Origin of the sequence: Micromonospora sp. NPDC049107 (genome assembly GCF_040648595.1) — a bacterium.
Taxonomy (GTDB): Bacteria; Actinomycetota; Actinomycetes; order Mycobacteriales; family Micromonosporaceae; genus Micromonospora.
The window spans coordinates 104,151-131,094 of sequence record NZ_JBEZEC010000005.1 but is presented as its reverse complement, the minus strand read 5'-3'; the positions used below and the strand labels follow the sequence as shown (position 1 = coordinate 131,094).

The following is a 26,944-nucleotide window of genomic DNA, read 5'->3' as shown; positions in this document are numbered from 1 at the left end:
CCGGCACAACGAGAGCGGCCGCCCCGGATCGGGGCGGCCGCTCTCGTTCAGGTCCGACGGGTCAGAGGATCGTCCAGGTGTCGCCACCGCTCAGCAGGCCCGCGAGCTGCTGCTCGGGCGTCTCGGTGACCTTCGCCCTCGCCGTCGCCAACTGCTCCTGCACCACGCTGTCGTAGGACGGCCGGTCCACCGAGCGGAACACGCCGATCGGCGTGTTCCGCAGGTCCAGACCGGGCAGCCGGGACAGCGCAAACGCGTACGCCGGGTCGGCCACCGTCGCGTCGTGTACGACGATCTCCTCGGGGCGTACGGAGTTGGTCTCCCGGACCTCCAGCCCGAACGCGCCCGGCGGGTGCACCACGCAGAACCGACCGTCCGCCCCGAAGGTGATCGGCTGGCCGTGCTCCAGGCGGATCAGGTAGTCGTCCCGGGTGGACGGGTCCTTGAGCTGCTCGAACGCCCCGTCGTTGAAGATGTTGCAGTTCTGGTAGATCTCCACGAACGCCGAGCCCTGGTGCTCGGCGGCGGCCCGCAGCACCGACTGGAGGTGCTTGCGGTCGGAGTCGATCGTGCGGCCGACGAAGCTGGCCTCCGCACCCAGAGCGAGCGAGAGCGGGTTGAACGGCGCGTCCGCCGACCCGGCCGGCGTCGACTTGGTGATCTTGCCGACCTCGGACGTGGGCGAGTACTGCCCCTTGGTCAACCCGTAGATCCGGTTGTTGAACAGCAGGATCTTGAGGTTGACGTTGCGCCGCAGCGCGTGGATCAGGTGGTTGCCGCCGATCGACAGCGCGTCGCCGTCGCCCGTGACCACCCAGACCGACAGGTCCGGACGGGACACCGACAGGCCGGTCGCGATCGCCGGCGCGCGGCCGTGGATCGAGTGCATCCCGTACGTGTTCATGTAGTACGGGAAGCGCGACGAACAGCCGATCCCGGAGACGAACACGGTCCGCTCGCGGGGGATGTTCAGCTCCGGCATGAACTGCTGGATGGCCGCCAGGATGGCGTAGTCACCGCAGCCGGGGCACCAACGCACCTCCTGGTCGGACTTGAAGTCCTTGGCGGTGAGCTTGAGGGCGACGGGCTCAGACATTCTTCAGGACCTCTTCCAGCGTCGTCTCCAGCTCGGCGGCCGTGAACGGCAGGCCGCGGACCTGGTTGTAGCTGATCGCGTCGACCAGGTAGCGGGCCCGGATGACGTGGGCGAGCTGGCCCAGGTTCATCTCCGGGATGACCACCTTGTCGTAGGAGCGAAGCACCTCGCCGAGGTTCGCCGGCATCGGGGCCAGGTGCCGCAGGTGCGCCTGGGCGATGGACAGGCCGCGCTGGCGGACGCCACGGCAGGCCGCCCCGATCGGCCCGTACGTCGAACCCCAGCCGAGCACCAGCACGCGGGCGTCGCCGTCCGGGTCCTCCACCTCGATGTCCGGCACCGGGATCGTCTCGATGCGGGCGGCCCGGGTGCGGACCATGAAGTCGTGGTTCGCCGGGTCGTACGAGATGTCGCCGGTCTTGTCGGCCTTCTCCAGCCCACCGATCCGGTGCTCCAGGCCCGGCGTGCCGGGGATGGCCCACGGGCGGGCCAGGGTCTCCGGATCGCGCAGGTACGGCAGGAAGGTGGTGCCGTCGTCACCGTTGGGCGCGGTGGCGAAGTCGACCCGCAGGTCGGGCAGCGACTCGACGTCGGGCAGCAGCCACGGCTCGGAGCCGTTCGCCACGTAGTTGTCCGACAGCAGGATCACCGGCGTGCGGTACGTCAGCGCGATCCGGGCCGCCTCCAACGCCGCGAAGAAACAGTCCGATGGCGACTTCGGCGCGATCACCGCGACGGGCGCCTCGCCGTGCCGGCCGTACAGCGCCATGTTCAGGTCGGCCTGCTCGGTCTTGGTCGGCATGCCGGTCGACGGGCCGGCCCGCTGCACGTCCACGATCACCAACGGCAGCTCCAGCGCCACCGCGAGGGAGATCGTCTCGCTCTTGAGCGCCACACCCGGGCCGCTCGTGGTGGTCACACCGAGCGACCCGCCGTAGGAGGCGCCCAGCGCCGCGCCGACCGCGGCGATCTCGTCCTCGGCCTGCATGGTCAGCACGCCGAAGCGCTTGTGCTTGCTCAGCTCGTGCAGGATGTCCGACGCCGGCGTGATCGGGTACGCGCCGAGGAAGACCGGCAGGCCCGAGCGGACCCCGGCGGCGACCAGCCCCAGCGACAGCGCCGCGTTGCCGGTGATGTTGCGGTAGGTGCCCGGATGCATCTTCGCCGGCTTGACCTCGTAGCGGACCGCGAAGTCCTCGGTGGTCTCGCCGAAGTTCCAGCCGGCCTTGAAGGCGGCGACGTTCGCGGCGACCAGCTCGGGGCGGGACGCGAACTTGCGCTCCAGGAAGCGCAGGGTCGACTCGTACGGCCGGGAGTACATCCACGAGAGCAGGCCGAGGGCGAACATGTTCTTGGACCGTTCGGCGTCCTTCTTGGACACCTGGTGTTCGGCCAGCGCGCCGACCGTCATCGACGTCAGCGCCACCGGGTGGACGACGTAGCCGGCCAGCGAGTCGTCGTCGAGTGGGCTGCTCTGGTAACCGACCTTGGCCAGGTTGCGCTTGGTGAACTCGTCGGTGTTGACGATGATGTCCGCGCCGCGCGGCAGATCGGCCAGGTTGGCCTTGAGCGCCGCCGGGTTCATCGCCACCAGCACGTTGGGCGCGTCGCCCGGCGTGAGGATGTCGTAGTCGGCGAAGTGCACCTGGAAGCTCGACACGCCCGGCAGGGTGCCGGCGGGAGCCCGGATCTCGGCGGGGAAGTTCGGCAGCGTGGAGATGTCGTTGCCGAGCTGCGCCGTCTCCGAGGTGAACCGGTCGCCGGTCAACTGCATGCCGTCGCCGGAGTCGCCGGCGAACCGGATGACCACCCGGTCGAGTTGACGGATCTGCTTGGTCACTGTGCCACCTTCGTTCGCGACTGCGGGCTCGCAAGCGCTGTCGTTCCCCACCCAGAGCCTACGTCGAAGGGACCCCCGGGCCTGCCCGGAGGTCCGCCGACTGAGACCGGATCAACGCCGAAATTGCCGTGGAATGTGGGGTTTCGCCCCGCCCGCCGTAATTCAGATCACCGTCCGCCGGCCCGGGACGACCCCGGCCGGTGGCGGCCAGGGTCGTCGATCGATCAGTCGGTGGGCGGGGCCGGGGGCTCGCTCACCTGTCCGCCGAGCCGGCGCCGCAACGAGGTGGTGGCCAGCGTGAGAGCCAGCACCACCAGCAGCGCGGAGACCGCGACCAGGATGACCGCGGTGCGCTGGACCGAGGACATGCTGTCGTCGGTGGTGGCGCCTGCCGGCAGTACGCCCTGGGAGCCGGTCGGCGCGGGCGGCGAGACTACCGGCGTGGCCAGCGCCGCCGCCGCGGTGATCCGGAAACTCATCTGCAACCGCCGGGTCGCGCCGTTGCGCGGGTCGAGTTGACCGACCACGGCCCCGGACAACGGCGCCTCCCGCTGGGCCTGCGGAGTCGCCTCCACCGGTAGTCGCAGCTCACGGGTCTCGCCGGCGGACAGCAGACCGGCGTCGCACCGGGTACGGGACGCGTCGAGAGCCACGCAACCCGGCGGTGGGGCGGGCGCGCTCACCCCGGACGGCAGGACCACCTCCACCAGCCCGGTGGCGTCCACCGTGCCGGTGTTGCCCAGCCGCACCGCGAGGGTGCTCTGCGCGCCACTGATGTCGAACGCGACCTCGTCGGCGGCCAGCGAGATCCCGGGCACCGGCGGACCGGGCGGGAACAGCACCGCGAAGCCCTGGTCGTCGGCCACCTCGCCGGGTGTCCCCGGCACGTCCGCGACGACCCGTACCGAGCCGCTGAGTGGCATCCGCTCCCAGGCGTCGCCGGCGACCCGCAGCCGGATCAGGCTGCTGAACCGGGTGCCCGCCTCGGTCGTCCACGCCCCGCAGCGGTACGCGCCGCCACCCTCGTCGACGCACCCGTTCGTGCCGGCGTCACTCAGCCCGGCCGGCAGGGTGTACGACAGCCGGACCCGCTGCGTGGCCGTGCCGGTGTTGGCCACGGTGACGCGCAGCGTGGTGGTCGTGCTGGGCGCGTTCCAGTACGACTCCGAGAGGGAGACGTCCTCGGTGGTCACCTGTACGCCGAGAGGGCTCGACGGCGGCGCCTGCGTGCCGCCCGGCGCCGGCGGGTTGACCGGTGGGACCGGGGGTGCGGGCGGCCCGGCCGTCGGCGGATGGGTGGCGCCGCCCGGGGCGGGAGCGCTGGTGACCGGTGGCCCAGGAGCGGTGGTCGGCGGGGGCGCCGGCGGTGTGGTCTCCGGTGGTGCTGCGGTGGTCGGCGGGGCCGGGTCGGTCGGCGCGGGATCGCCGCCCGGATCTTCGGTCGGAATGGGTTCCTGCGGCCCAGTGGTCTCCGGGTCCGGGTCGGGATCGGGCGCCGACTCCGTCACGGCGGTGACCGGATGGGCGCGCGGCGCCGCCGCGCTGGCGAGGGCCGGTGCGACGGCCAGCGCCGCGAGCAGCCCGAGCGCGAGCGACGTTGCCAGCAGGGGGGTGGGATGCCGCCCTGCGGCCCAGCGATCGGGCGAAACCTTCACGCGGGCCATCTGTCCTCCGGTTGCGGGGGTGGGAATCCAATACTCTTAATAGTTGCCCCGGTGCACTAGTCCCACCTGGAAACAAATCCGTAACGTGTTGGGGACGGTCTCTCCGGGGCGGGCGGTAGGCTCCGGGCGTGACCGGTTACCTGGGCTCGTACGCGACGCTCGGGCTCTTGCTGCTCGTCAGCGTCCTGTTCTTTGTGACGGCGTTCTCGGCCAACCGGGTGTTACGTCCCGCCCGCCCGGCCGACCCGTTCGGCAAGCGGGCCAGCTACGAGTGTGGGCTCGACCCGGTCGGCGGGGACTGGGCGCAGATGCAGATCCGCTACTACGTCTACGCGTACCTCTACGTGCTGTTCGCGGTCGAGGCGGTGTTCCTGTTCCCGTGGGCGGTGGTCTTCGACCGACCCGGCTTCGGCGTGGTCACGGTGGTGGAGATGGCGCTCTTCGTGGCGGTGCTCGCCCTCGGCCTCCTCTACGCCTGGCGCAGAAACATCCTCCGCTGGACCTAACCCCCCACCCCATCCCGGGTGGGGAGTTAGGCCAGGGCTCTTCTGGTGGCTGTGGGTGGGCGGTCGCCGCGGATCGAGGCCACCATGTCCAGCACTCGGCGCGTCGGCCCGACCTGGTGGGCCCGGAACACGCGGGCGCCCAGCCAGGCGGAGACCGCCGTCGCGGCGAGCGTGCCCTCCAGGCGCTCGCCCACCGGAAGGTCGAGCGTCTCGCCGATGAAGTCCTTGTTGGAGAGCGCCACGAGCACCGGCCAGCCGGTGACGGTCAGCTCGCCCAGCCGACGGGTGATCTCCAACGAGTGGCGGGTGTTCTTGCCGAAGTCGTGCGCCGGGTCGATGAGGATCCCGTCGGGGCGTACCCCCTCCGCCACCGCGCGCTCGGCGAGCCCGGTCACCGTCGCGACCACGTCGGTGACCACGTCGTCGAAGGCGGCGCGGTGCGGCCTGGTCCGGGGGGTCAGGCCGCCGGCGTGCGAGCAGACCAGCCCGGCGCCCGTGCTCGCCGCGACCCGGGCGAGCGCCGGGTCGACGCCCGACCAGGTGTCGTTGAGCAGGTCCGCGCCGGCCGCCACGGCCTCCGTCGCCACCTCGGCGCGCCAGGTGTCGATGGAGATCACCACCTCCGGGAACGCGGACCGTACGGCGGCGATGGTGTCCACCGTGCGTCGGATCTCCTCGGTCACGTCCACCTCGCTACCCGGACCGGCCTTGACCCCGCCGATGTCGATGATCTCGGCGCCCTCGTCGACCGCCCGTTCGACCGCCCGGAGCGCGCTGTCCGCGGCGAAGGTGGCGCCCCGGTCGAAGAACGAGTCCGGTGTGCGGTTGACGATGGCCATCACCACCAGCTCACCCGGCGCGAACGTCCGCGAACCAAGCCGAAGTGCCCCGGCCATGCCGCCTCCCGCCTCCTGCGCGCCGTCGCCGCTGCTCCGGCCGCCACCGACGCTAGCCGGTGCGTGCGGGCACGCGTGGGGCGGGCGTGGGCGTCGATGGGTGATCGGGGTGGTGGGGTCGCTACCGGCGGGCTGTCGTGCCACGATCAGTGCATGGGTCAGCTTCTGCTCCTCCTGGTCGTGGCGTTGACCGTCGCGGCGGTGGTTTTCGGCGTGACGGTGCTGGTCGGCGGGCGCGATCCCGGTCTCGCTCCGACGGAACCGGATTCGCAGGCCGTACCGCTGCCGGGCACCCGGCCGCTGCGCGAATCCGACGTCGGCGCGGTCCGTTTCGACACCGGTCTGCGTGGCTACCGGATGGCACAGGTCGACCAGGCGATGCGCCGCGCCGCCTACGACATCGGCTACAAGTCCGAACTGATCGGCGTGTTGGAGGCGGAGGTCATCGCGTTGCGCGAGGGCCGGACCGACGACGCGGACGTGCTGCGCCGGGCGCGGGAGCAGTCCGCCGGTGCGGCGCCCGACGCCACGGCAGCGGAGCCCGCGGCCACCTCCTCGGCGGCCGACGCGGACGGCGTGGCACCGGCGACCGATTCGGCGGTGGATGCCGACGGTGTCGCCCCGGCCACGTCTTCGGCTGTGGATGCCGACGGTGTCGCCCCGGCCACGTCTTCGGCTGTGGACGCCGACGGTGTCGCCCCGGCGACCGACGAGGCGAGCATCCGCACGCCCGCCGACGACGCCGCGCCCGGGGCCGCCCGGGGCGCCGGACAGCAGGGCGCGGTGGTCCGGTCGGAGTCGGCGTGACCGGCCCGGAGGGCGCCGATGCTCTCCGGGAGGCGGCCCAACCGGGCGCCGGTGAGGTGACCGCCACGGTCATCGTCAACGCGCCGGCATCCCGCGTCTTCGCCGCGCTGCTCGCCTGGGAACGGCAGTCCGACTGGATCCCGTTCACCCGGGTCCGGGTCGTCGAGGGCGACGGGCGCGAGGGCAGCCGGATCGAGGCGGTGACCGCGCTCGGCCGGGCGACACTGCGCGACGAGATGCTGGTGGTCCGGGTGGACGAGCCGTACGAGATCGGCGTGGTGCACCACGGCCAGGTGCTGCGCGGCCCGGGTGTCCTGCGCTGCACCGAACTCGGGCAGGCCCGTACTCAGGTCGTCTGGCACGAGTGGTTCCACCTGCCCGGCGGCGCGGCCGGCCGGCTCGCGTGGCCGGTGCTCTGGCCCGGTTCCAAGCTGGGCCTCACCCAGGCGCTCAAGAGGTTCGCGCGGCTGGTCGAGCAGGGCCGCCTGCCCTGACGGCGTCATCGACCGGTTGAGCACGGGCTGTCGGTGCGATGGCCTAGCGTGTGCGACGTGAGTGACCTGGTGATCGGCGCCGACGGGCTGGCCCGCTGCGCCTGGGGGGCGAGCACCCCGGACTATGCCGTCTACCACGACACCGAGTGGGGTCGGCCGCTGCACGGCGACGACGCGCTCTATGAGCGGATGACCCTGGAGGCGTTCCAGTCCGGCCTGTCGTGGCTGACCATCCTGCGCAAGCGGCCCAATTTCCGGCTGGCCTTCGACGAGTTCCACATTCCCACCGTCGCCGGCTACGACGACACGGACGTGACCCGGCTGCTCGCCGACGCCGGCATCGTCCGCAACCGGGCCAAGATCGAGGCGGCGATCGCCAACGCCCGCGCCGCCCTCGACCTGCCCGACGGGCTGTCCGCGCTGCTCTGGTCGTTCGCGCCGGAGCGCCGGCCGGCCCGTCCCGCCTCGTTCGCCGAGCTGGCGCCGATCACCGCCGAGTCGACGGCGATGGCCAAGGCACTCAAGAAGCGCGGCTTCCGGTTCGTCGGCCCCACCACCGCGTACGCCCTCATGCAGGCCACCGGGATGGTCGACGATCACATCGTCGGCTGTCACGTCACCCTCGACACCCGCCCGTGATGGGATGACAGGCATGACGACCGAGACCGCGTACCGGGCCGACGGGGCCGGCCACGCCGACGGGCCGGGCACCTGGGCCGTGCTGCTGCCCGCCGAGCGTTACGAGGCCGAGCGGCTCGTGCACCACGACTCGCTGAAGCTGACCGGCCTGACCGACGCGGGGCGGCCGGGCCCCGGCGACCGGGTGGCGGTGCTGGCCGACGCGCCGCCGCGCCTGGTGGCCCTGGGTCGGGTCGCCGCGCCGACGCAGCGGCACCGTGAGGACCCGGACGACCCGCAGTCCCCGGTCGAGCCGGAGACGCTCGTCGTGACGTACACCCGGCGGGCCTTCGACGAGCCGGTGCCGGCCGACCTGCTCACCCTCGACGGGCCGGTCACCGCACTGGATCCGGCGACCTTCCGGGCGCTGGCCGACCAGCTCGGCCCGCCCCCGGCGCGGCGTACCTGGCTGGTCAGCCTGGACCTGCCGATCGAGGCCGGCACGCCCGCCGAGGCGGTACGCCTGTTCTGGTCGTACGTGCAGGAGTTGGGGCCGCGTGAGCTGCCCGCCTTCGTCGCACCGTCCGGCGACGAGCTGGCCATGCAGGCGTTCGTGCTCGGCGCGGAGGCCAACCAGGACCCGGAAGAGGACGATTAGGCCTGGAACAACTTGTCGAGGCGTCCCCGCCAGTCGGCGAGCACCGGGCCCGGGTCGGTGTCCAGCACCCGTTCCAGCAGCGTGGCGTAGACGTCCCGGAAGTCGGTGGTGTACTTCAGGTCCCCGTCGTCGAGGTCGGTGAGGCTGGGCGCGTCCCCGTGCCAGCCGCCGCGCACTCCCGCGCCGAGCAGCAGCATGTCGGACGCGGTGCCGTGGTCGGTGCCGTCCGAGGCGTTGGCCCGGACCCGGCGGCCGAACTCGGAGTAGACGGCCACCACCACCTTGCGGCCCGCCTCGGTGCGGCTCATCCGGTCGGCGAACCTGGTCAACGCCCGGTCGAGCTGACCCAGCAGCACGGCCTGCAACTGCTTCTCGTCGGCGTGCGTGTCGAAGCCGCCGAGCGAGACCGAGAATGCCCGGGTGGACACCCCGGCCTCCACACACTGCGCGACCAGGTCGAGTTGCGCGTCCAGGGGCGTACCGGCCCCTCCGGTGGCGGTGGCCGGCGCCTGGTCGCCGTCCGGGTCCGTCGTGTCCGGGTCGGCGGAGTCGCGGACCTCGCGGATCATCTCGTCCACCGAGCGCATGTCGGCGAAGCAGGCGGCGGCCCGGGCGCGGGCCGGCGACTCGCCCGCCTCGGCGGCGGCGAACGCCTTCAGCGTGTCCGCCGACAGCCCCTTGGCGGCCTTGCGGTCGGTCACCGGGACGGCTGCGCCCGCGCTGCGCTCCCCGGCGAGCAGCGGCGGCAGCGCCGGCTCGAAGGAGACCGCCAGTCGGGGGTCGCCGCCCGCCCGGTCGAGCCAGCGGCCGAGCCAGCCGGTGGTGCCGGGCCGGTCCGGTTGCGCGGTGTGCCAGATGTCCATCGACCGGAAGTGGCTGCGGTCCGGCTTCGGGTAGCCGATTCCGCGCACGATCGCGAGTCCACCGGTGGACCAGCGTTTGTGCAGGCCCTCCAGCGCCGGGTTGAGGGCGAAGTCGTCGTCGAGGCGACGCACCTCGTTGTCGGGGTACGCCAGCTCGGGGCGGGCTGCCCGGTAGGCCGGGTCGCCGTACGGGATGACGGTGTTCAGGCCGTCGTTGCCGCCGTAGAGGGTCACCAGCACCAGTGTCTGTGACTGCGGGTCGCGGTCTCCGGCGGTGTCCAGCAGGTCCCGCAGGCTGTACGCGCCCGCGCCGGCGGCCAACGCGCCCGCGCCGACCACCCCGCTGGTGAGCAGGAACCTGCGTCGGGTCAGGGTGTCCATCTTCTCGACTCCTTCCGCTCAGCTGACGGTGTACTCGGGGCTGACCAGGCCGGCAGCCAGTAGTTTTCGAGGTTCGCCGGCCAGCGGGGTCAGGGCGGCCCGGGTACGGGCGCTCCATCCGTCGACGACGAGTAGCCGGGCCAGGGCGTCCGCCCGTCCGGCGGTGGGCGCGGCGGTCAGCCGGTCCAGCAGCGCGGGACGGGCCGCGGCGGCGAGCATGCCGGCCAGTCGGAGTCGGCCCTGTAGCGACGAGGTGGTCAGCCAGGCGGGGCCGGCCGGCCAGCCACCCACGCTGGGCGGTCGCAGCGGCACCTGGTCCAGGGCGCTCAACCCGCTCAGCAGTTGCTTGCGCTGCTGCTCGGGCAGTTCCTTGGGGCGGATGCCGAGCTGTCGCAGCGCGCCGACCGTCCACTCCACGGGCTGCTTCACCAGCGTGCCGCGGGTCTGGGCGAAGGCCGGTGACGAGAACAGCGCCCGCAGGGTGGCGACGGTGTCCGCGCCCGCCAGGCCGTCCGGCGTCGGGACGTCGGTGCCGGCGTAGCGGAACCAGAGCCGCCGGGCCACGAACGTCGCCGCCGCCGGCTGGGCGGCCAGCAGCCCGGCGTACGCCTCGGCGTCGAAGCGGCCGTTCTGTCCGAGGATCGTCTTCTCCCCGGGGTCGTGTCGTTTGGCCTCGAAGCGGGCCACCCCGGTACGGCGGTCGACCGTCCAGCCGGTCAACGCCCGCGCGCCGGCCTTCACGTCGGCCTCGGTGTAGCCGCCGATGCCGAGGGTGAAAAGCTCCATCAGTTCGCGCGCCAGGTTCTCGTTCGGCGCCTTACGGGTGTTCTTCTGCCCGTCCAGCCAGATGATCAGCGCCGGGTCGCGCACCATCGCGGCGACCAGGGGGGCCAACGGCCCGCGCCCGTGCCGGCGCAGCGTCTCCAACTGGCCCTGCATCATCCGCGCCGACTTGACCTTCTGGGCGCTGGTCGCCCAGTGCCCGTGCCAGAAGAAGAGCAGTTTCTCGGTGAGCCCGTCCTCGGCGGCGACCATCCGGTCCAGCCACCACAGGGTCACCTGCGCAAGTTGCTCCTTGCGCTGGGCGTTGGCCTTCTGCCGCTGCTCGCGGGTGGACTCCTTGGTCAGCGCCGCGTACGGGTCGGCGGGCAGGGCCGGCGGTGGCGTGGCCGCCGCGCCCCGGTCGGCTCGCCCCGGGGCGAGCAGGTTGTCCAGGGTCGCCGCCGGCCCGGCCCGCTCGGCCGCGTCCACCTCGTCGGCGGTCGGCCCGAAGGTGGCCCGACGCAGCAGGTGCGCCACCGCTTCACGATCGCTCATGGAAGCCGACGCTAGGCGGCCCGCGTACGAGGACGGTAAGGGCGGGGTGCGAATCGCGTTCAGTGTCCCTCGAAGACCGGTTTCTGCTTGGCGACGAACGCGAGGGTGGCCGCCTTGTGGTCGGCCGTGGCGCCGCAGATCGCCTGGGCCTGGGCCTCGGCCGAGAGCGCGTCGGCGAGGGTGCCGGCGTCGGCGATCGAGAGCTGCCGCTTGATCGCCCCGTACGCGACGGTGGGGCCGGCGGCGAGCCGGGCGGCCAGCTCCTGCGCGGCCGGCAGCACCTGCTCATCGTCGTCCATCAGCCGGGTGAGCAGCCCGAGCCGGCAGGCCTCCTCGGCGCGGACCGGTTCGGCCAGCATCAGCAGCTCCACCGCCTTGGCGTGGCCGACCAGCCGGGGCAGCGTCCAGGACGCGCCGGTGTCGGCCGCCAGACCGACCTTGGCGAAGGCCATCAGGAAGCTGGTGCTCGGCCCGCCGATGCGGATGTCGGCCAGGAAGGCCAGCGACGCGCCCGCCCCGGCGGCCATCCCGCGTACGGCGGCCACCACCGGCTTGGGCAGGTTGGCCAGCCGGGCGGCGATCGGGTTGTAGTGCACCCGGACGGTGCCCAGCGGGTCGGCCGAGCCGTTCTCGAGCGTCGAGGTGTGCTCGCGCAGGTCCTGCCCGGCGCTGAACGAACCGCCCGCCCCGGCCAGCACGACCGCCCGGCAGGACCGGTCGGTCTCCAGCTCCGCCAGGGTGTCCCGCAGCGCCTCCTTCAGCGCGACGTCGAACGCGTTCATCGCCTGCGGCCGGTTCAGCGTGAGGGTGACGACGGCGTCGGTCCGGTCGACGAGCAACGGCTCGGTCACGTGTCTAACGACCCTTCTGTCGAACGATGCGGTTGCCGGCGTCGAGGCACTGCTCGACGTACCGGTCGGCGGCTGGACGCAGGCGGGCCGCGTGCCGGTCGAAGAAGCTGGCCGCGGCGGTGCCGGGCCAGCGCTCGGGCAGCAGCGCCGGGGGCAGCTGCGGGTCCCGGAACAGGAAGGTACGCCACGCGTGCACGAGCCGGAACCGGACCGCGTACGCCTCCTCGTCGCTGCTGCGCACGGTGACCGCGCTCAGGAGCGGGCGCTGGTCGGCGACGAACCGCTCGTACGCGCGGCCGATCTCGGCCAGGTCCCACGCGCGACGGACGACGCCCATCGCGCCCGGGGTGCCGGAGAAGTGCGATGCGGTGAACCGTTCGAACCGGATGCCGGCCTCGGCCAGCAGCAGGTCGACGTCCTCGGCGGGGCGGGTCGCGACCCAGGTCTGCTCGTCGAGGGTGCCGTAGCCGAGAAAGCTGAGGGTAGCGGCGAGTCGTTGCCGGTCCCGCCGGGAGCCCGGCGCGTCGAGGACGAGCAGATCGAACCGGCCGTCCCAGGTGACCCGGCCGGTCCGGTAGATCCGGGCCGCCGCCTCGTCGAGTCGTCGGGCGGCTTTTGGTGTGATCGAATATCCCGGTCCGGAGGCCAGCCGGAGCGGGTCGAGCCAGCCTTGACGCACCATCCGGGACACGGCGGTGCGAACGGCGGGCGGCGCGATTCCCAACGGCGCCAGTAGCTTGACCAGGGCGGCGACCGGTGCGCGGCCACCCCTCGGTCGGAGATGGTCGCCGTACAGGTCGAAGAGTGCCGACCGTGCCTGCATGACCGCACATTGTGACAGGCCTTCTCAAGATAAGCTAGATGCTGTTACATCAATGCTGCTCCGGTTTGGGTCCGGCGGTGTTCATCAGGGAAAATCGTCTGTCGACACCCCCGCGAGCGTTGCGGGTGGTCGTGACGAAGTGGCTGTGGGGCAACCCACCGACCCTGGTGTAGGTCTGAGGGGAGACAACATGGCGGCGATGAAGCCGCGGACGGGCGACGGTCCGCTGGAAGTCACCAAGGAGGGTCGGGGCATCGTCATGCGTGTCCCGCTGGAGGGCGGTGGCCGGCTCGTCGTCGAGATGACTCCCGACGAGGCCAACGCGCTCGGTGACGCGTTGAAGGCAGCCGCCGGCTGAGTGAGGGACGACCCGGACGGCGTACGCCGGTCGGAGCGTTTCTTGGACCCTGAGCCACCGGGAGCGCCGGTGGCTCAGGGTCTTCATATCTGTGCGCGGGCATGGCCCGATCCACTTTGTGAAACTTCCTGGAGGTGCGGTTCCGCGTGCTCGCCATCCGTCCGCTCGCCGAGCCCGAACGGCTCGACGTCCTCGTCCTGCCCGTACGCCCCACCGAGCCGGCGGCGGGAGGTGACGTCTCGGCGGAGCCGGCGCCGACCGCGGTGACGCCGCCGGACGGCACCGCCGACGAGGCGGCCGCGCTGGTGCCGGCCGCCCGACTGAGCGGACGGGCCGGCGAGATCAGCACGCAGCTGCGTCCCGGGCGCGACCCCGGTCAGCTGGTGCTGCTCGGTATCGGCGACGGCGGGGAATCCTCCTGGCGGACGGCCGGCGCGGCCCTGGCCCGCTCTGCGTCAGATGAGACGCATATCACTATCGCTCTGCCGGCCGGGGTGACTGCGGCCGCCGTGCGCGGGCTGACCGAGGGGCTGCTGCTCGCCTCGTACCGGTTCCGGCTGACCGACGCCGACGAGCCGCCCGCGCTCGACGGCGTCGACCTGCTGGTCACCGACCCGGCGGCCCACGAGGAAACGGTCGCCACCGCGCGGACCACCGCCGCGATGACCCGTCTCGCGCGCGACCTGACCAACATGCCCTCCTCGGTGAAGACCCCGCAGTGGTTCGCCGACCAGGCGGCCGCCGCCTCCGCCGACCTGCCGGACCTGCGCCTGACGGTCCGTGGTCCGGCCGAGTTGGCCGCCGAGGGCTTCGGCGGGATCCTCGCCGTGGGCGGCGGCTCGGCCAGCGGCCCGCGTCTGCTGGAGATGGACTGGCACCCCGCGAACGCGCGTACCCACGTGGTGCTGATCGGCAAGGGCATCACCTTCGACACCGGCGGCATCTCGATCAAGCCGGTGCCCGCCATGAAGCTGATGCGCAAGGACATGGCCGGCGCGGCGGCGGTCGTCGCCGCCACCCTCGGCGCGGCGGCGATGCGCCTGCCGGTCCGCGTCACCACCCTGGCCCCGCTCGCCGAGAACATGGTCAGCGGCTCGGCGTTCCGTCCGGGCGACGTCATCCGGCACTACGGCGGGACGACCAGCGAGACGACCAACTCCGACGCCGAGGGCCGACTGGTCCTCGCCGACGCGCTCGCCTACGCGGTGCGGCAGCTCAAGCCCGACCTGCTCGTCGACCTCGCCACCCTCACCGGCGCCAACGCCGTGGCGCTGGGCAAGCGGACCGCCGCCCTCTACAGCGAGAACGACGACCTGGCCGCCGACGTGCTGAACGCGATCGAGGCGGCTGGCGAGGCGGCCTGGCGGATGCCGCTGCACGGCGACTACGTCGAGTACCTGGGCAGCGAGATCGCCGACCTCTACAGCGCGCCCACCCAGGGCGCCGGATCGGTCACGGCGGCGCTCTACCTCCGCGAGTTCACCGGCGACCTGCGGGACCGTTGGCTGCACCTGGACATGTCCGCCCCGTCCTGGGCGGACGGCGACCACGCGGAGTTGAGCCGGGGCGCGACGGGCTGGGGTGTCCGCTCGCTGCTGCGCTGGCTGGCCGCCGTCGACTGACGGTCAGCACTTCACCGCGGCGAGCACCCCGTGGCCGACCGGGAGCAGCGCGGGGATCCAGTGCTCCGACTCCCGCAACGCCTTGATCGTCTCGCGGACCGTCACCGTCCCCGCGTCCCGGGCGGCCGGGTCAGCGATCCGGCCGCCGGCCAGCATCCCGTTGAGCGCGAGCACCCCGCCCGGGCGCAGTAGCCGTAGCGCCGCCTCCACGAAGGCGTGGAACCCGGTGGCCTCGGCATCGACGAAGACGAGGTCGTACGCGCCGTCGGCCAGTCGGGGCAGCACGTCCAACGCGCGGCCGGTGATGATGCGGGTACGGCCGGTGGCGAAGCCCGCCTCGGTGAAGATCCGTCGTGCCATCCGCTGGTGCTCCACCTCCAGGTCGATGGTGGTGAGCACACCGTCGGCACGCATGCCGCGCAGCAGCCAGACGCCGCTCACGCCCGTACCGGTGCCGATCTCCACGACCGCGCGGGCGTTGCCCGCGGCGGCCAGCAGCCGCAACGCCGCCCCCGCTCCGGGTGTGACCGCGTCGAGACCCACCTCGTGGGCCAGGCTGCGGGCGGTGCGGAGCACGAGATCCTCGGTCACGTACGACTCGGCGAACTGCTGAGCCTGGGTCGTCGAACTGCCGGAACCGGCGACCGTGGCGATGGGGCACCTCCGGGCGGCGCGTGGTGCGGGGGGCGGGTTGGCACTGTGAGCGTAGAGGCGACCGGCGCGAGGCGCAGCCGCGCCTCCGTCCTCACCGCGATCACCGGAGGCAACCGCTGACTCCACCGCGCGCATCCGTGCAATCCTGGAAGCGGTATTCCGTCAGTCTCGACCGCGCCGAACCGTGGCCGGGCGAGGCCGCACGGGATCCGGGGGACGGACTGGGAGGCACCGACGTGACCGACGGCTGGGAATGGCGCCGGGACGGTGAGACTCCGGCTCCGGCGCGCCCGCCGGGGGCAGGAGCCCCGCCGGAGGGGCCGCCGGCCACGCCGGGGAGCGGCACCGCGCCCTCGGCCGCCGACACCGCAACCACGGCCGGGGCCCCGACCGGGTCGTACCCGAATCCGCCGCCCCCCACCGCTGGCGCGTCGCCGTGGTGGTCCGACGCGCTCGGCGATCCGTGGCGTGACCCGGCGGCCCCCACCGCGGTCGTGGTGCCTTCGGTGGTGCCTTCCGGCACCGAGCCGGAGCCGGTCACCGACCCGGACGCGCCCGGCCGACCGACGCTGCGACACCTGCTGCTCATCCCGGTGATCACCGCTCTGCTGGCCGGCACCCTCGGCGGCGCGCTGGGCTACGCGTTCGCGGTGCGTGGCGGCGCGGCCGGCACGGTGCTCGGTGCGGCGGCCGCGGATCCACCGGCGTTGGCCCAGCGCAAGCCGGAGTCGCTGGCCGGGGTCGCCGAACGTGTGCTGCCCAGCGTGGTCACCATCCGGGTCAGCAGCCTCGGCGGGACCAGCGAGGGCTCGGGGTTCATCGCCAGCGCCGACGGGCACGTGATCACCAACGACCACGTGGTGGCCGGCAGCAGCGGCAAGGCCTCGGTGGTCTTCAACGACGGCAGTTCCGCTGCGGCGACCGTGGTCGGCCAGGACCCGGAGTCCGACATCGCGGTGATCAAGGTGAACCGGACGGGTCTGCGGCCGGTGGAGTTCGGGGATTCCGACGCGCTGGCCGTCGGTGACCCGGTCCTCGCCGTGGGCTCACCCCTGTCGCTGGCCAACACGGTCACCGCCGGCATCGTGAGCGCCCTGGACCGGACGATGCAGGCCGGTGAGCCGGGCGGCCCGGTGCGCTACTACGCGGCGATCCAGACCGACGCCGCCGTCAACCACGGCAACTCGGGGGGCCCGCTCGTCGACGGCGCCGGCCGGGTGGTGGGCGTCAACTCCACCATCAAGTCGCTGGTGGCCGACGGGCAGGAGGCCGGCAACATCGGTCTCGCCTTCGCCATCCCGATCAACCAGGCCAAGCGGGTCACCCAGGAGATCATCGGCACCGGCAAGGCCCGGCGTACGGTCATCGGCGCCCAGGTCGGCGGCCCGGGCGCGGGTGCGGGCGGCGGCGTACGACTGGCCGCCGTGGAGCCCTCCGGGCCGGCGGCCGGGGCCGGGCTCAAGGTCGGCGACGTGATCCTGAAGCTCGACGGCCGGCCGATGACCGAGCCGACCGACCTGATCGCCCTGGTCCGCAAGTTCGCGCCGGGGTCGGTGGTGACCGTCGAGTTCCGGCGGGGAACCGCACGACGGAACACGTCGGTGACCCTCGCCGCGGATGCCAAGTGAACAGCGGGTCACCCCCTGCCGGAAAGCCGCCCGACGTGCGTAGTCTTGCTGCTGACGCCGAGAGGAGGCCCACGGGATGTTCGAGAACCTGAACATGTGGGAAGTCGGGGCGCTGCTGCTTCTGGCGCTGTTGATCTTCGGTGACCGGTTACCTGCCGTGATCAACGACGGCCTACGGCTGGTCCGTAACCTGCGGAACATGGCCCGCAACGCCACCGGCGACCTCAGTCGTGAGCTGGGCACCGACATCCAGCTCGAAGACCTGCACCCGAAGGCCTTCATCCGCAAGCACCTCCTCAGCGAGGAGGACGAGGCGGCGATCCGCAAGCCGCTACAGGGCGTCTACGACAACCTGCGCGCGGACGTCGACGGTGTGCACAACGAGCTGAAGGACGTGGCCAACGCCGCGGACCTGCGCTCGAACGGCACGCGACCCGGCACCACCACCGGTACGCCCTCGACGCCGGCGCCCCGGGTCAGCTACGACGACGCGACCTGAGCCCGGTGCCCGCCGGTGCGGGTCCCGTCGCGGCGGGCAGAAGCGCGGCCTTGATCGACTCGGTCTCAAGGAAAGCGGCCGATCAACCGGCGCGGGACAGCCCGACTTCCCGAAACCCGAGTTGATCATGGCGCCCCGCCGGAGGCCGAGCGCTGGCGCGGCATAACCCGCTCAGCGCCCGGCGCGCGGCAGAACCGGTCAGCGCCCGGCGGGCTTGAGGCCGAGCGGCTTGCCGAGCAGCGACTCACGGCGCAGCGCGAGCCGGTCGGCGACGCCGCCGAGCGCCTGCGCGGCCGGGGACTCCGGCGCGGCCAGCACGATCGGGTTACCGGCGTCGCCGGCCTCGCGGACCCGGGTGTCCAGCGGGATCTGGCCCAGCAGCGGCACCTGGGCGCCGATCGTCCGGCTCAGCGACTCGGCGACCGCCGTGCCGCCACCGGCCCCGAAGATCTCCATGCGGGATCCGTCCGGCAGCTCCAGCCAGGACATGTTCTCGATCACGCCGACGACCCGCTGGTGGGTCTGCAGGGCGATCGCCCCGGCCCGCTCCGCCACCTCGGCGGCGGCGGTCTGCGGGGTGGTGACGATCAGGATCTCCGAGTTGGGCAGGAGCTGGGCCAGCGAGATGGCCACGTCGCCGGTGCCCGGCGGCAGGTCGAGCAGGAGCACGTCCAGGTCGCCCCAGTAGACGTCGGCGAGGAACTGCTGCAACGCCCGGTGCAGCATCGGGCCGCGCCACACCACGGCCGCGTTGCCCGAGGTGAACATGCCGATCGAGATCACCTTCACACCGTGCGACTGCGGCGGCATGATCATGTCTTCGACGCGGGTGGGCCGGCCGTCCGCGCCGAGCATGCGGGGCACCGAGTGACCGTAGATGTCGGCGTCCACCACGCCCACGGAGAGCCCCCGGGCGGCGAGCGCCGCCGCCAGGTTGACCGTCACGCTGGACTTGCCGACACCGCCCTTGCCGCTGGCCACCGCGTACACGCGGGTGCGCGAGCCGGGCTGGGCGAACGGGATGACCGGCTCCTCGCTCGCACCGCCGCCGCGCAACTGCGCCTGTAGCGACTGCCGCTGCTCGGGGCTCATCACGCCAAAGTCGATCTCCACGCCGGCCACGCCCGGCACCGCCGCCACCGCGGCGGTGATGTCGGTGCGCAGCTTGTCCTTGAGCGGGCAGCCGGCGACGGTGAGCAGCAGCTCGACCCGGACGACGCCGTCCGCGCCGATCGTGGCGGAGCGGACCATGCCCAGCTCGGTGATGGGCCGGCGGATCTCCGGGTCGTTGACGGTGGCCAGCGCGGCCTGGATCGCGTCCTCGACGGTGCTCACGGGTGCTGACATGCCCGCAATGCTACGTCGCGGGGCATCCCGGCCGACTGCTGGCCGAGGGTGGTGTGAGCCAAACGATGAGCCGTCGTCAGCGTTCGGGCCGGGCGTCGCGGGCGTAGTCGCCGTCCAGGTCGTCGCGCGGCTCGTCCAGCCCGGGAAGGTCGGTCGACCGCTGGCTGCCCTTCTCCTGCTGCCGGCGCTCCAGGCGTTGCCGGCGCTGCCCCGCCTCGTCCAGCTCCTCGGCCAGCCGGGTCAGCTCGGAGCGGAGGAAGTCCCGGGTGGCCACCTCGCCGAGCGCGATCCGCAGTGCGGCGATCTCCCGGGCCAGGTACTCGGTGTCCGCCTTCTGCGCCGTGGCCCGCCGCCGGTCCTCCTCCAGGGCCAGCCGGTCCCGGTCGGCCTGCCGGTTCTGGGCCAGCAGGATCAGCGGCGCGGCGTAGCTGGCCTGCAACGACAGCACCAGCGTGAGGAACGTGAAGGTGTACGGGTCGAAGCGCAACCCGGCCGGGGCGAGGGTGTTCCAGCCGAACCAGATCGCGATCACCACCGTCATGACGACGATGAAGTTAGCGGTGCCCATGCCCCGCGCGATCCCCTCCGACCAGCGGCCGAACGCTTCCGCGTCGAACCGGGGGAGGGTGATGCCCCGGGGCTCGCGGGGCTGGTCGAGCCGCTCCGTGCGCCGCTGCTCAGCCACCGTCGCCGTCCGGTACCGCGTCGGTGGTGCCCGGGGCGCTCACGGCGTCCCGGTCACGCCAGTCCCGGGGCAGCGAGTGGTCCAGGACGTCGTCGACCGTGACGGCCCCGACCAGCCGGCTGTTCCGGTCGATCACCGGCATGGCGACCAGGTCGTAGGTGGCCATGCGGCGGGTGATCTCCGGCAGTGGGGTGGTGGGACGCAACGGGTCGATGTCGTTGACCACCACCTTGCCCAACAGGTCGGCCGGCGGTTCGCGCAGCAACGCCTGGAAGTGCACCATGCCCAGGTAGCGGCCGGTCGGCGTGTTCTGCGGGGCCCGGGTCACGAAGACCTGCGCGGCGACCGCGGGGGAGAGCTGCGGCTCACGGATCCGCGCCAGCGCCTCGGCGACGGTGGCGTCCGGCGGCAGGATGACCGGCTCCGAGGTCATCACGCTGCCCGCCGTGCCCGGCGTGTACTTCAAGAGCTGGCGTACCGGGTCCGCCTCGTCCGGCTCCATGAGGTCCAGCAGGACGTCCTGCTCCGGTGGGGGCAGCTCGTTGAGCAGGTCGGCGGCGTCGTCCGGGTCCATCTCCTCCAGCACGTCGGCGGCCCGTTCCCGGTCCAGCGCGGCGAGGATCTCCACCTGGTCGTGCTCCGGTAGCTCGCTGAGCACGTCGGCCAGCCGCTCGTCGTTCAACGCGGCGGCCACCTCGTTGCGTCGGGCGTCCGGCAGGTCCTGCAGGGCGTTGGCGAGGTCGGCGGGGCGCATGTCCTCCAGGACGGCGAGCAGGTTCGCCGTACCCCGGTTGTCGGCGATGCCGCTGAGGCCGCGCACCCGGTCCCACTCGACCTGGTGCAGGTGGCCGCGGCGGCTGAGCCGGCCGGTCTGCTCGCGGACCGCGACCCGGGTCAGCGACCACTCGCCACCCCTGGTGCACTCCATGGCGACGTCCACCACCGCGCCGGGCTGGCCGCCCGGGTCGAGCTGTACGCGCCGGTCGAGCAGCTCCTGGAGCACCAGCAGCTCGTTCGGGCGCTTCTCGAAGCGTCGCAGGTTGAGCGTGCCGGAGCCGAGCACCACCGCGTCCGCGTCGATCGACGTGATGCGGTTGATGGAGAGGAAGATGCGCCGACGCATGGGCATCTCGGCGACCAGACCCACCACCTCGGGGGGACGCGTGGTCGCCCGGAGCCGTCCCACGGCGTCACGGACCCGGCCCACCTGGTCGCCGTTCGGATCGAAGACGGCGACTCCGGCGAGGCGGGCGATGTAGACCCGGGTCGGCGTACTCACGGGCACCAGCCTAAGCGCCTAGTGTTTATCAACATGTCGACCTTGGCCTACGAGATCGTGGACGTCTTCACCGACCGCCCGTTCGCCGGCAATCCGCTGGCCGTGGTGTTCGGCGCGGAGGCGCTGGCCACCGAGCAGATGCAGGCGCTCGCGCTGGAGTTCAACCTCTCCGAGACGGTGTTCGTGCTGCCACCGACGCAGGTCGGCGCCACCTACCGGGCCCGCATCTTCACGCCGGTCGAGGAGTTGCCGTTCGCCGGGCACCCGAGCGTCGGCGCGGCGGTCACCGCGAGCCGGCGGGGGATGTTCGGTGTGGGGCAGATCACCCAGGAGTGCGGGGCCGGCGTGCTGCCGATCGAGGTGACGTCGTCCGGGGCGACGCTCACCGGAGGCGTTCCCACCCTCGGCCCCGAGTTGGACCCGGAGCCGCTGCTGGAGATCGCCGGTCTGGGCGCGGACGACCACGACCCGGCCGGGCCCGCTCCCCGGGTGGCCGGCTGCGGGCTGGAGTTCCCCTACCTGCCGGTCCACCCGGACGCGGTGGCCCGGGCGCGGGTGAACCCGGCGGCGGCGGAACGGTTGGGGGTGGCGCACGTCAGCGTCTTCTCCTGGGACGTCGCCACGCAAACCGCGCACGCTCGGGTCTTCGTGCCGGGGATCGGCGTCCCGGAGGACCCGGCGACCGGTTCGGCGGCCCTCGGGTTGGGCGTCTGGCTGGTGGCCAGCGGGCTACTGCCGGCGGACGGGCTGTCGCACTATTCGGTGCGCCAGGGCGTGGAGATGGGCCGCCCGTCCGCGCTGGGCTGCACGGTGACCGCGGCGAACGGCGTGGCGGTCGGCGCGACCGTCGCCGGCCAGGTGATGCCGGTGGCCCGGGGCGAGATCGCCGTGCCGCCGTTCGTGGGCTGAGCGACGGCGTCGATGCGGGAGGATGCGGGTGTGACGGACGAGGACGCCGCCGGTGGCACGCCGCTGGTGGACGAGGCGATGAAGAAGGCCGCCATGGCCTGGGTCAGCGTGTCCGGTGGGCCGGCGCTCGCGCTCTGGTGCGCCCCGCTGGAGGGCGCGCTCCTGGTGGTGAGCGGGCCGGGCGAGCAGGCCGCGCCGGGCCTCGCCGACGCGACCGAGGCGCAGGTCACCCTGCGCGGTGACCACGGGGGGCGGATCGTCACCTGGCCGGCCCGGGTGACCCGGCTGGCACCGGGCACCGAGGCGTGGGACACCGCCGCGCCGCTGGTGGCGGGCAAGCGCCTGAACGCGCCCGGTCCGACCGCCGACCTGGTGGCCCGCTGGGTCGCCGACGGTTGCGCCCTGAACCGCCTCGCTCCGGCCGGCACGCCCCTGGCCGGCACGGACCTGCCGTCCGACGCGCAGACCGAGCCGCCCCGGGAGACCCCGGCGGTCCGCGCCACCCGCAAGCCGTTCCGCCTGCACCGGGTCCGTCGCCGCTGATCGGGTCAACTCGCCGCGACAGCGGCGGCAGTGACCTTGGCGTCCACGAGGTCGAGCACCTCACGCAGGGTGCCGAGCGTGGTGCCGCGCCACTGACGGTCGGCGTTGAAGACCATGTGTTCGGCCAGATCGGGCGCGGCCAGCCGGACCGCGGTCATGCCGGCCTGTTCGGCGCCGGTCAACTCGTGGCTGCCGCCGTCACCCACGTACAGGCAGTCGTCCGGCCTGAGCCCGAGTCGACGGCAGGCGGTCAGGTAGAGCGCGGCATCCGGCTTGCAGCGTCCGACCTGCACGGAGAAGACCCGTACGTCGAGCAGGGGCGCCACGGGGAGGTGCGGCAGGAAGGCCGGCAGTTCGTGCGTACAGTCGCTGATCAGGCCGGTGCGGACGCCGCGCTCGCGCAGCGCCGCCAGCACGGGCACCGCGTCGGCGCGCAGCCGGGTGTCCGCGCGGATCGCGCGAAGCCGGGACACCACCGCCGCCCGCAGGGCACTGTCACTCGGATGTACGCCCGCCTGGGCGCAGACCCACCGCATGGTCGTCTGCGCGTCGCCGAGCCGGCCGGTGGCGCGCTCGTAGTAGGTGCGGTTCAGCACCTCGCTCAACGTCTCGCTGGGACAGCCGAGCAGTTCGGCGGTGCCGAGGTGCGCGGCGCCGCGCTGCACCGAACGGGTCAGCGTGCCGAAGAAGTCGAACAGCACCGCCTGGTAGCCGGCCATGGGGGAGCGCCTTTGCGGTCGAGGGTCGTCGGCGCGAACGCGCGTGATCGTAACTGAGTGCTGACGTTCCGTGCTGTCCGTGGTCGTGTGAAGATTGCTTCCCGTGTCCCCTCGACCACCCCTGGACCCGCTGACCACCGCCGCGGTCGCCCTGGCCGTCGTTGCCGTGTCAACGTCCGCGCCGTTGATCGCGTACGCCGCCGCTCCGGCGCTGGCCATCGCCTTCTGGCGCAACCTGCTCGCGGTGGCCGTGCTGAGCCCGTTCGCCCTGGCGCGCCGCCGCGCCGAGTTCCGCGCGTTGGCGGGGCGGACCGGCCGGCGCGAGGGACTGTTCTGCGTCCTCTCCGGGGTCGCGCTCGCCGGGCACTTCGCGACCTGGGTGCCGAGCGCCCAGCTCACCTCGGTCGCCGCGGCCACCGCGCTGGGTGCCACCCAGCCGGTCTGGCAGGGGCTGATCGCCCGCGCCCAGGGGCGGCGGCTGCCCACGGTGGTGTGGGTCGGCATCGCGGTGGCGGTGGGCGGCGCGGTGATCGCCACCGGCGCGGACGTGGGCATCTCCGGCCGAGCCGTCGCCGGCGATCTGTTGGCGGTGACCGGTGGCATGTTCGCAGCCGTCTACACCGCCTTCGGTGAACGAGCCCGTGCCAGCATCAGCACCACCACCTACACGACCATCTGCTACGGCATCTGCTCGGCGGTCCTGCTGGTGATCTGCCTGCTGGGCGGGGTCCGTACGGTCGGCTTCGACGGGCGTACCTGGCTGGCGATCCTGGCCCTGGTGGCGGGCGCCCAACTGCTCGGGCACTCGATGTTCAACTACGCCCTGCACAAGATCTCGGCGACCACGGTGAGCGTGCTGATCCTGCTGGAGGCCCCCGGTGCGGCCCTGCTCGGTTGGGCCTGGCTGCACCAGGTTCCCCGCCCGTACGCGCTGCTGGGGATGGCGTTGCTGCTCGTCGGCGTGGCGGTGGTGGTGCTGGGCGGCGCCCGGGCCGCCCGCCGTGCCACGCCGCTCACCCCGCTGCCCGCCGACGCCGCCCCGCTGGAGAGCTGACGATCGCTTCAGACGTCGTACGCCTCGATGACGCGCGTGGTCGGGGCGGCGTCGCCGAGGTCGGCGCGCAGCGCGGCACGCTCCGGGTCGACGAGGAACGACTCGTATCCGGTGCGGGCCGCGAACGTGATCACGTGCACCTCGCTCCGTCCGTCGGTGCCGCGCAGCCGCCGTTCCAGCCGGCCGTCGTGCCGGTCGAGCAGGGCCAACACGGTGTCCTCGTAGCGTTGCCCGGCGGTCTCGGCCCCGGTGGCGTACTCGACGATCGCGACAAGCGTCAGCATGGCGGCCACGCTACCCATCGATGCCGACGGCCGTGGCGCTGGCTTCCCAGAGCCGGGACGCGAGCTGTGGGTCCGCCGCCTTGCGGTACGGCCGACGCGGCCGGCGGTTGTAGTAGTAGCCGCCGCCGGCGAGCCGGGCCGGATCCTGGTTCGCGAGCCAGAGGAGCGTCTCGGCCCCCTTCTCCGGGCTGCGGAACGGCATGAACCGCATGCCGAAGGCGACCAGCCGACTGTCGTTGGCGAACCGGGTCCGCACCACTCCCGGATGGAAGCTGTACGCGGAGATGCCCGGCCAGCGCCGGGACGCCTCGGCGGCGAACAGGATGTTCGCCTGCTTGCTGGTGCCGTACGCGCCCATCGGGTGGTAGGCGCGCAGCGGCCTGTTGAGGTCGTCCGGATCGAGCGCGCCGAAGCGGTGTGCCCCCGAGGCGGTCACCACCGTCCGGCCCACCCGGTCGGCCAGCAGGTTCGTGAGCAGGAACGGGGCCAGGTGGTTGGCCTGGATCGACAGCTCGAAGCCGTCGACGGTGGTGAGCGGTTGAAGCGCGATGGCCCCGGCGTTGTTGGCCAGCACATCGATCCGGTCGTACGCGTCGCGCAGCCGCTCGGCCAGTCCGCGTACGTCGTCGAGGACCGCGAAGTCGGCCCGGAACAGCTCCGGGCGCTCGCCGGCTGTCTCCCGTACGCGCTCCGCCGCGGCCTGTAGTCGGGCCGGGTCCCGCCCGACGAGCACCACCTGGTCGCCGCGGCAGGCGAAGGCCACCGCGGCGGCCAATCCGATGCCGGAGCTGGCACCCGTCACCACCACCAGCCGACGCCCAGTGAGATCTTCCACAGGTCCATTCACCGCGGTCATGGCGCGAGGTTACCGTGGCGTCACCACGCCCTTTGGGATCGTTAAGTTTTCCTCGGATTCAGGTGGCGTCGGCGTGCCCGCCGGTCGCTGGAAGGAGCACATCCATGGCCGCAGTCGGTCGTCCCCGTCGGTCGTGCCTGGCCGTACCGGGTTCCAGCGTCAAGATGCTCGGCAAGGCGCAGGGGCTCCCCGCCGACCAGGTCTTCCTCGACCTGGAGGACGCGGTTGCGCCGCTGGCCAAGCCGGAGGCGCGCAAGAACATCGTGGCCGCCCTCAACGACGGCGACTGGGCCGGCAAGACCCGGGTGGTACGGGTCAACGACCTGACCACCCCGTGGACGTACCGGGACGTCATCGAGGTGGTCGAGGGCGCCGGCGCGAACCTCGACTGCATCATGCTGCCGAAGGTGCAGGACGCCGGTCAGGTGCGGTGGCTGGACCTGACGCTCACCCAGATCGAGAAGACGCTCGGCCTCGAGGTCGGCCGGATCGGCATCGAGGCGCAGATCGAGAACGCGGCCGGTCTGGTCAACGTGGACGCCATCGCGGCCGCCTCGCCCCGGGTCGAGACCATCATCTTCGGCCCGGCCGACTTCATGGCCTCGATCAACATGAGGTCGCTGGTGGTCGGCGGGCTGATCCCGGACTATCCGGGCGACCCGTACCACTACATCCTGATGCGCATCCTGATGGCCGCCCGGATGCACGACAAGCAGGCCATCGACGGCCCGTTCCTGCAGATCCGGGACGTCGACGCGTTCCGCGAGGTGGCGAAGCGGTCGGCGGCGCTGGGCTTCGACGGCAAGTGGGTGCTGCACCCGGGCCAGATCGACGCCGCTAACGAGGTCTACCAGCCGGCGCAGGCCGACTACGACCACGCCGAGCTGATTCTCGACGCGTACGAGCACTACACCTCGGAGGCCGGCGGCAGGCTGGGCGCGGTGATGCTGGACGACGAGATGATCGACGAGGCGTCCCGCAAGATGGCGCTGGTGATCGCCGCCAAGGGCCGCGCCGCCGGCATGAGCCGTACCTCGTCGTTCACCCCGCCGGCGGAGTGAGTGGCCGGGTCGGGTCGCCCGCCGCCGGCCGTCGACCCGGTCCCGCATTCGGCGGTACGCCCACCCGCGCGCCCGCCTCAGTAACCGCTGTCGCTGCTCGCGCCCGTCGTGACCGCGAAGATGATCACGGCGACGTACGCGGCGATGCCCAGCACCATCAGCGCGGTGACGATCCAGCCGACGATGATGCCGGCCTTCGCCAACCCCTCGCCGTCCTCGCCGCTGGCCCGAATCTGCTTCTGCGCCACGTGACCGAGGATCGCCCCGATCGGCGCGGTGATGCCGCAGGACGTGAGACCGACCAGGGCCAGCACCAGTGACGCGATGGCCAGACCGTTGGTCTTGCGCGGGGCCGGGTAGCCGTAACCGGGGTACTGCGGCGGGTAGCCCGCCGGCGCGTACCCGGGTGCGGGGTATCCGGGCGGGGCGTAACCGGGCATGGGCTGACCGGGTGCCTGCTGCGCGCCCGCGTACGGGTCGACCGGCGCGTACGGGTCCACGGGACCGGGCTGGGCGGGCACCGGCTGACCGGCCACCAGGGTCGGGTCCGGCGGTGTGCTCGACGGCTGAGCCGACCAGGTGGGGTCGTTCCAGTCGCCGGGGGGCGGGGGATTGGTCATGCGTGATCTCCG

At 72.8% G+C, this 26,944-nt stretch carries 29 protein-coding genes; 13 read left to right on the top strand and 16 right to left on the bottom strand.

What is annotated here, in order from left to right:
* Positions 1 to 61: 61 nt before the first annotated feature.
* From AB0B55_RS14355 to AB0B55_RS14345, 3 genes are all read right to left on the bottom strand, one after another.
* A complete protein-coding gene (locus AB0B55_RS14355) occupies positions 62 to 1,096 on the bottom strand; it encodes a 2-oxoacid:ferredoxin oxidoreductase subunit beta (protein ID WP_357124349.1) in 1,035 nt (344 codons plus the stop codon).
* A complete protein-coding gene (locus AB0B55_RS14350) occupies positions 1,089 to 2,936 on the bottom strand; it encodes a 2-oxoacid:acceptor oxidoreductase subunit alpha (RefSeq protein WP_357124352.1) in 1,848 nt (615 codons plus the stop codon). Before AB0B55_RS14350 ends, AB0B55_RS14355 begins: the two co-directional genes overlap by 8 nt.
* A gap of 224 nt (positions 2,937 to 3,160) precedes the next feature.
* On the bottom strand, positions 3,161 to 4,600 hold the full coding sequence (locus tag AB0B55_RS14345; RefSeq protein ID WP_357171876.1) for a hypothetical protein: 1,440 nt from the start codon (positions 4,598 to 4,600) through the stop codon (positions 3,161 to 3,163).
* A gap of 128 nt (positions 4,601 to 4,728) precedes the next feature.
* Between AB0B55_RS14345 and ndhC the strand changes: the two genes are divergently transcribed.
* Positions 4,729 to 5,106 (top strand): NADH-quinone oxidoreductase subunit A, encoded by a 378-nt coding sequence (ndhC, locus tag AB0B55_RS14340; RefSeq protein ID WP_357124358.1) that lies wholly within the window; start codon positions 4,729 to 4,731, stop codon positions 5,104 to 5,106.
* A 26-nt stretch (positions 5,107 to 5,132) separates the two neighbouring features.
* Here ndhC and folP read toward each other — a convergent pair whose 3' ends face one another.
* Positions 5,133 to 6,002: a dihydropteroate synthase gene (folP, locus tag AB0B55_RS14335; protein ID WP_357171875.1), complete on the bottom strand. Its 870-nt coding sequence runs from the start codon at positions 6,000 to 6,002 to the stop codon at positions 5,133 to 5,135.
* A gap of 153 nt (positions 6,003 to 6,155) precedes the next feature.
* Between folP and AB0B55_RS14330 the strand changes: the two genes are divergently transcribed.
* Genes AB0B55_RS14330 through AB0B55_RS14315 form a run of 4 tightly spaced genes read left to right on the top strand, consistent with a single transcriptional unit; the run spans position 6,156 to position 8,579 of the window.
* Complete coding sequence (locus AB0B55_RS14330) at positions 6,156 to 6,809, top strand: DivIVA domain-containing protein (RefSeq protein ID WP_357171874.1); 654 nt, start codon at positions 6,156 to 6,158, stop codon at positions 6,807 to 6,809.
* Positions 6,806 to 7,303 (top strand): SRPBCC family protein, encoded by a 498-nt coding sequence (locus tag AB0B55_RS14325; RefSeq protein WP_357124368.1) that lies wholly within the window; start codon positions 6,806 to 6,808, stop codon positions 7,301 to 7,303. The genes AB0B55_RS14330 and AB0B55_RS14325 overlap by 4 nt, the downstream gene beginning before the upstream one ends.
* A 57-nt stretch (positions 7,304 to 7,360) precedes the next feature.
* Entirely contained in the window at positions 7,361 to 7,942 is a 582-nt protein-coding gene (locus tag AB0B55_RS14320; RefSeq protein ID WP_357124371.1) for a DNA-3-methyladenine glycosylase I, read from the top strand.
* Between the two features lie 13 nt (positions 7,943 to 7,955).
* The gene (locus AB0B55_RS14315; protein WP_357124374.1) at positions 7,956 to 8,579 is read left to right on the top strand and encodes a hypothetical protein; all 624 of its coding nucleotides are present in this window, start codon (positions 7,956 to 7,958) and stop codon (positions 8,577 to 8,579) included.
* Here AB0B55_RS14315 and AB0B55_RS14310 read toward each other — a convergent pair.
* Genes AB0B55_RS14310 through AB0B55_RS14295 form a run of 4 tightly spaced genes read right to left on the bottom strand, consistent with a single transcriptional unit; the run spans position 8,576 to position 12,814 of the window.
* Entirely contained in the window at positions 8,576 to 9,823 is a 1,248-nt protein-coding gene (locus tag AB0B55_RS14310) for a DUF1501 domain-containing protein (protein WP_357124377.1), read from the bottom strand. The genes AB0B55_RS14315 and AB0B55_RS14310 overlap by 4 nt on opposite strands.
* An 18-nt stretch (positions 9,824 to 9,841) precedes the next feature.
* The gene (locus tag AB0B55_RS14305) at positions 9,842 to 11,140 is read right to left on the bottom strand and encodes a DUF1800 domain-containing protein (protein WP_357124380.1); all 1,299 of its coding nucleotides are present in this window, start codon (positions 11,138 to 11,140) and stop codon (positions 9,842 to 9,844) included.
* Between the two features lie 59 nt (positions 11,141 to 11,199).
* The gene (locus tag AB0B55_RS14300) at positions 11,200 to 11,991 is read right to left on the bottom strand and encodes an enoyl-CoA hydratase-related protein (RefSeq protein ID WP_357124383.1); all 792 of its coding nucleotides are present in this window, start codon (positions 11,989 to 11,991) and stop codon (positions 11,200 to 11,202) included.
* 4 nt (positions 11,992 to 11,995) lie between these two features.
* Positions 11,996 to 12,814 carry a PaaX family transcriptional regulator C-terminal domain-containing protein gene (locus tag AB0B55_RS14295; protein WP_355049029.1) on the bottom strand — a complete coding sequence of 273 codons (819 nt, stop codon included), beginning with the start codon at positions 12,812 to 12,814 and terminating at the stop codon, positions 11,996 to 11,998.
* 190 nt (positions 12,815 to 13,004) lie between these two features.
* On the opposite strand from AB0B55_RS14295, the gene AB0B55_RS14290 reads away from it, so the two are divergent.
* Positions 13,005 to 13,172, top strand: a complete 168-nt coding sequence (locus AB0B55_RS14290; RefSeq protein WP_007455245.1) for a DUF3117 domain-containing protein — start codon at positions 13,005 to 13,007, stop codon at positions 13,170 to 13,172.
* Between the two features lie 146 nt (positions 13,173 to 13,318).
* Entirely contained in the window at positions 13,319 to 14,794 is a 1,476-nt protein-coding gene (locus tag AB0B55_RS14285; protein ID WP_357171873.1) for a leucyl aminopeptidase family protein, read from the top strand.
* Positions 14,795 to 14,797: 3 nt separating this feature from the next.
* Here AB0B55_RS14285 and AB0B55_RS14280 read toward each other — a convergent pair whose 3' ends face one another.
* Entirely contained in the window at positions 14,798 to 15,385 is a 588-nt protein-coding gene (locus AB0B55_RS14280) for an O-methyltransferase (RefSeq protein ID WP_357124389.1), read from the bottom strand.
* Between the two features lie 299 nt (positions 15,386 to 15,684).
* Here AB0B55_RS14280 and AB0B55_RS14275 point away from each other — a divergent pair, with 299 nt between their 5' ends.
* Positions 15,685 to 17,076: a trypsin-like peptidase domain-containing protein gene (locus tag AB0B55_RS14275; RefSeq protein ID WP_357171872.1), complete on the top strand. Its 1,392-nt coding sequence runs from the start codon at positions 15,685 to 15,687 to the stop codon at positions 17,074 to 17,076.
* A gap of 76 nt (positions 17,077 to 17,152) precedes the next feature.
* Complete coding sequence (locus AB0B55_RS14270) at positions 17,153 to 17,575, top strand: preprotein translocase subunit TatB (RefSeq protein ID WP_357124392.1); 423 nt, start codon at positions 17,153 to 17,155, stop codon at positions 17,573 to 17,575.
* A 198-nt stretch (positions 17,576 to 17,773) separates the two neighbouring features.
* Here AB0B55_RS14270 and AB0B55_RS14265 read toward each other — a convergent pair whose 3' ends face one another.
* The 3 genes from AB0B55_RS14265 to AB0B55_RS14255 all read right to left on the bottom strand — a co-directional run bounded on the left by AB0B55_RS14265 (position 17,774) and on the right by AB0B55_RS14255 (position 20,886).
* On the bottom strand, positions 17,774 to 18,922 hold the full coding sequence (locus AB0B55_RS14265; RefSeq protein WP_357171871.1) for an Mrp/NBP35 family ATP-binding protein: 1,149 nt from the start codon (positions 18,920 to 18,922) through the stop codon (positions 17,774 to 17,776).
* A gap of 76 nt (positions 18,923 to 18,998) precedes the next feature.
* Positions 18,999 to 19,607: a DUF1003 domain-containing protein gene (locus AB0B55_RS14260; protein WP_357171870.1), complete on the bottom strand. Its 609-nt coding sequence runs from the start codon at positions 19,605 to 19,607 to the stop codon at positions 18,999 to 19,001.
* Positions 19,600 to 20,886, bottom strand: a complete 1,287-nt coding sequence (locus tag AB0B55_RS14255) for a CBS domain-containing protein (protein WP_357124402.1) — start codon at positions 20,884 to 20,886, stop codon at positions 19,600 to 19,602. The genes AB0B55_RS14260 and AB0B55_RS14255 overlap by 8 nt, the downstream gene beginning before the upstream one ends.
* 33 nt (positions 20,887 to 20,919) lie before the next feature.
* Here AB0B55_RS14255 and AB0B55_RS14250 point away from each other — a divergent pair, with 33 nt between their 5' ends.
* Positions 20,920 to 21,795 (top strand): PhzF family phenazine biosynthesis protein, encoded by an 876-nt coding sequence (locus AB0B55_RS14250; RefSeq protein ID WP_357124405.1) that lies wholly within the window; start codon positions 20,920 to 20,922, stop codon positions 21,793 to 21,795.
* Positions 21,796 to 21,807: 12 nt separating this feature from the next.
* Positions 21,808 to 22,338 (top strand): hypothetical protein, encoded by a 531-nt coding sequence (locus AB0B55_RS14245; RefSeq protein ID WP_357171869.1) that lies wholly within the window; start codon positions 21,808 to 21,810, stop codon positions 22,336 to 22,338.
* Between the two features lie 5 nt (positions 22,339 to 22,343).
* On the opposite strand, the gene AB0B55_RS14240 is transcribed toward AB0B55_RS14245, so the two are convergent.
* A complete protein-coding gene (locus AB0B55_RS14240) occupies positions 22,344 to 23,057 on the bottom strand; it encodes an HAD-IA family hydrolase (protein WP_357171868.1) in 714 nt (237 codons plus the stop codon).
* A 94-nt stretch (positions 23,058 to 23,151) separates the two neighbouring features.
* On the opposite strand from AB0B55_RS14240, the gene AB0B55_RS14235 reads away from it, so the two are divergent.
* Positions 23,152 to 24,111 (top strand): DMT family transporter, encoded by a 960-nt coding sequence (locus AB0B55_RS14235; protein ID WP_357171867.1) that lies wholly within the window; start codon positions 23,152 to 23,154, stop codon positions 24,109 to 24,111.
* Positions 24,112 to 24,119: 8 nt separating this feature from the next.
* On the opposite strand, the gene AB0B55_RS14230 is transcribed toward AB0B55_RS14235, so the two are convergent.
* Positions 24,120 to 24,395 carry a hypothetical protein gene (locus tag AB0B55_RS14230; protein WP_357124416.1) on the bottom strand — a complete coding sequence of 92 codons (276 nt, stop codon included), beginning with the start codon at positions 24,393 to 24,395 and terminating at the stop codon, positions 24,120 to 24,122.
* A gap of 10 nt (positions 24,396 to 24,405) precedes the next feature.
* The gene (locus AB0B55_RS14225) at positions 24,406 to 25,230 is read right to left on the bottom strand and encodes an SDR family NAD(P)-dependent oxidoreductase (RefSeq protein WP_357124688.1); all 825 of its coding nucleotides are present in this window, start codon (positions 25,228 to 25,230) and stop codon (positions 24,406 to 24,408) included.
* Between the two features lie 125 nt (positions 25,231 to 25,355).
* On the opposite strand from AB0B55_RS14225, the gene AB0B55_RS14220 reads away from it, so the two are divergent.
* A complete protein-coding gene (locus AB0B55_RS14220) occupies positions 25,356 to 26,312 on the top strand; it encodes a CoA ester lyase (protein WP_357124419.1) in 957 nt (318 codons plus the stop codon).
* A gap of 77 nt (positions 26,313 to 26,389) precedes the next feature.
* Here the strand turns inward: AB0B55_RS14220 and AB0B55_RS14215 are convergent, their stop codons facing one another.
* Entirely contained in the window at positions 26,390 to 26,932 is a 543-nt protein-coding gene (locus AB0B55_RS14215) for a DUF4190 domain-containing protein (RefSeq protein ID WP_357124422.1), read from the bottom strand.
* Positions 26,933 to 26,944 lie beyond the last annotated feature (12 nt).

What these genes read in the sequence shown, in the direction of transcription:
- AB0B55_RS14250 (WP_357124405.1), top strand. Translation starts at nt 20,920, where the DNA reads ATGTCGACCTTGGCCTACGAGATCGTGGACGTCTTCACCGACCGCCCG.
- AB0B55_RS14315 (WP_357124374.1), top strand. Translation starts at nt 7,956, where the DNA reads ATGACGACCGAGACCGCGTACCGGGCCGACGGGGCCGGCCACGCCGAC.
- AB0B55_RS14345 (WP_357171876.1), bottom strand. Translation starts at nt 4,600, where the DNA reads ATGGCCCGCGTGAAGGTTTCGCCCGATCGCTGGGCCGCAGGGCGGCAT.
- AB0B55_RS14270 (WP_357124392.1), top strand. Translation starts at nt 17,153, where the DNA reads ATGTTCGAGAACCTGAACATGTGGGAAGTCGGGGCGCTGCTGCTTCTG.
- AB0B55_RS14230 (WP_357124416.1), bottom strand. Translation starts at nt 24,395, where the DNA reads ATGCTGACGCTTGTCGCGATCGTCGAGTACGCCACCGGGGCCGAGACC.
- AB0B55_RS14310 (WP_357124377.1), bottom strand. Translation starts at nt 9,823, where the DNA reads ATGGACACCCTGACCCGACGCAGGTTCCTGCTCACCAGCGGGGTGGTC.
- AB0B55_RS14305 (WP_357124380.1), bottom strand. Translation starts at nt 11,140, where the DNA reads ATGAGCGATCGTGAAGCGGTGGCGCACCTGCTGCGTCGGGCCACCTTC.
- AB0B55_RS14355 (WP_357124349.1), bottom strand. Translation starts at nt 1,096, where the DNA reads ATGTCTGAGCCCGTCGCCCTCAAGCTCACCGCCAAGGACTTCAAGTCC.
- AB0B55_RS14245 (WP_357171869.1), top strand. Translation starts at nt 21,808, where the DNA reads ATGCGGGAGGATGCGGGTGTGACGGACGAGGACGCCGCCGGTGGCACG.
- AB0B55_RS14330 (WP_357171874.1), top strand. Translation starts at nt 6,156, where the DNA reads ATGGGTCAGCTTCTGCTCCTCCTGGTCGTGGCGTTGACCGTCGCGGCG.
- AB0B55_RS14290 (WP_007455245.1), top strand. Translation starts at nt 13,005, where the DNA reads ATGGCGGCGATGAAGCCGCGGACGGGCGACGGTCCGCTGGAAGTCACC.
- AB0B55_RS14240 (WP_357171868.1), bottom strand. Translation starts at nt 23,057, where the DNA reads ATGGCCGGCTACCAGGCGGTGCTGTTCGACTTCTTCGGCACGCTGACC.
- AB0B55_RS14220 (WP_357124419.1), top strand. Translation starts at nt 25,356, where the DNA reads ATGGCCGCAGTCGGTCGTCCCCGTCGGTCGTGCCTGGCCGTACCGGGT.
- AB0B55_RS14215 (WP_357124422.1), bottom strand. Translation starts at nt 26,932, where the DNA reads ATGACCAATCCCCCGCCCCCCGGCGACTGGAACGACCCCACCTGGTCG.
- folP (WP_357171875.1), bottom strand. Translation starts at nt 6,002, where the DNA reads ATGGCCGGGGCACTTCGGCTTGGTTCGCGGACGTTCGCGCCGGGTGAG.
- AB0B55_RS14295 (WP_355049029.1), bottom strand. Translation starts at nt 12,814, where the DNA reads ATGCAGGCACGGTCGGCACTCTTCGACCTGTACGGCGACCATCTCCGA.
- AB0B55_RS14265 (WP_357171871.1), bottom strand. Translation starts at nt 18,922, where the DNA reads ATGTCAGCACCCGTGAGCACCGTCGAGGACGCGATCCAGGCCGCGCTG.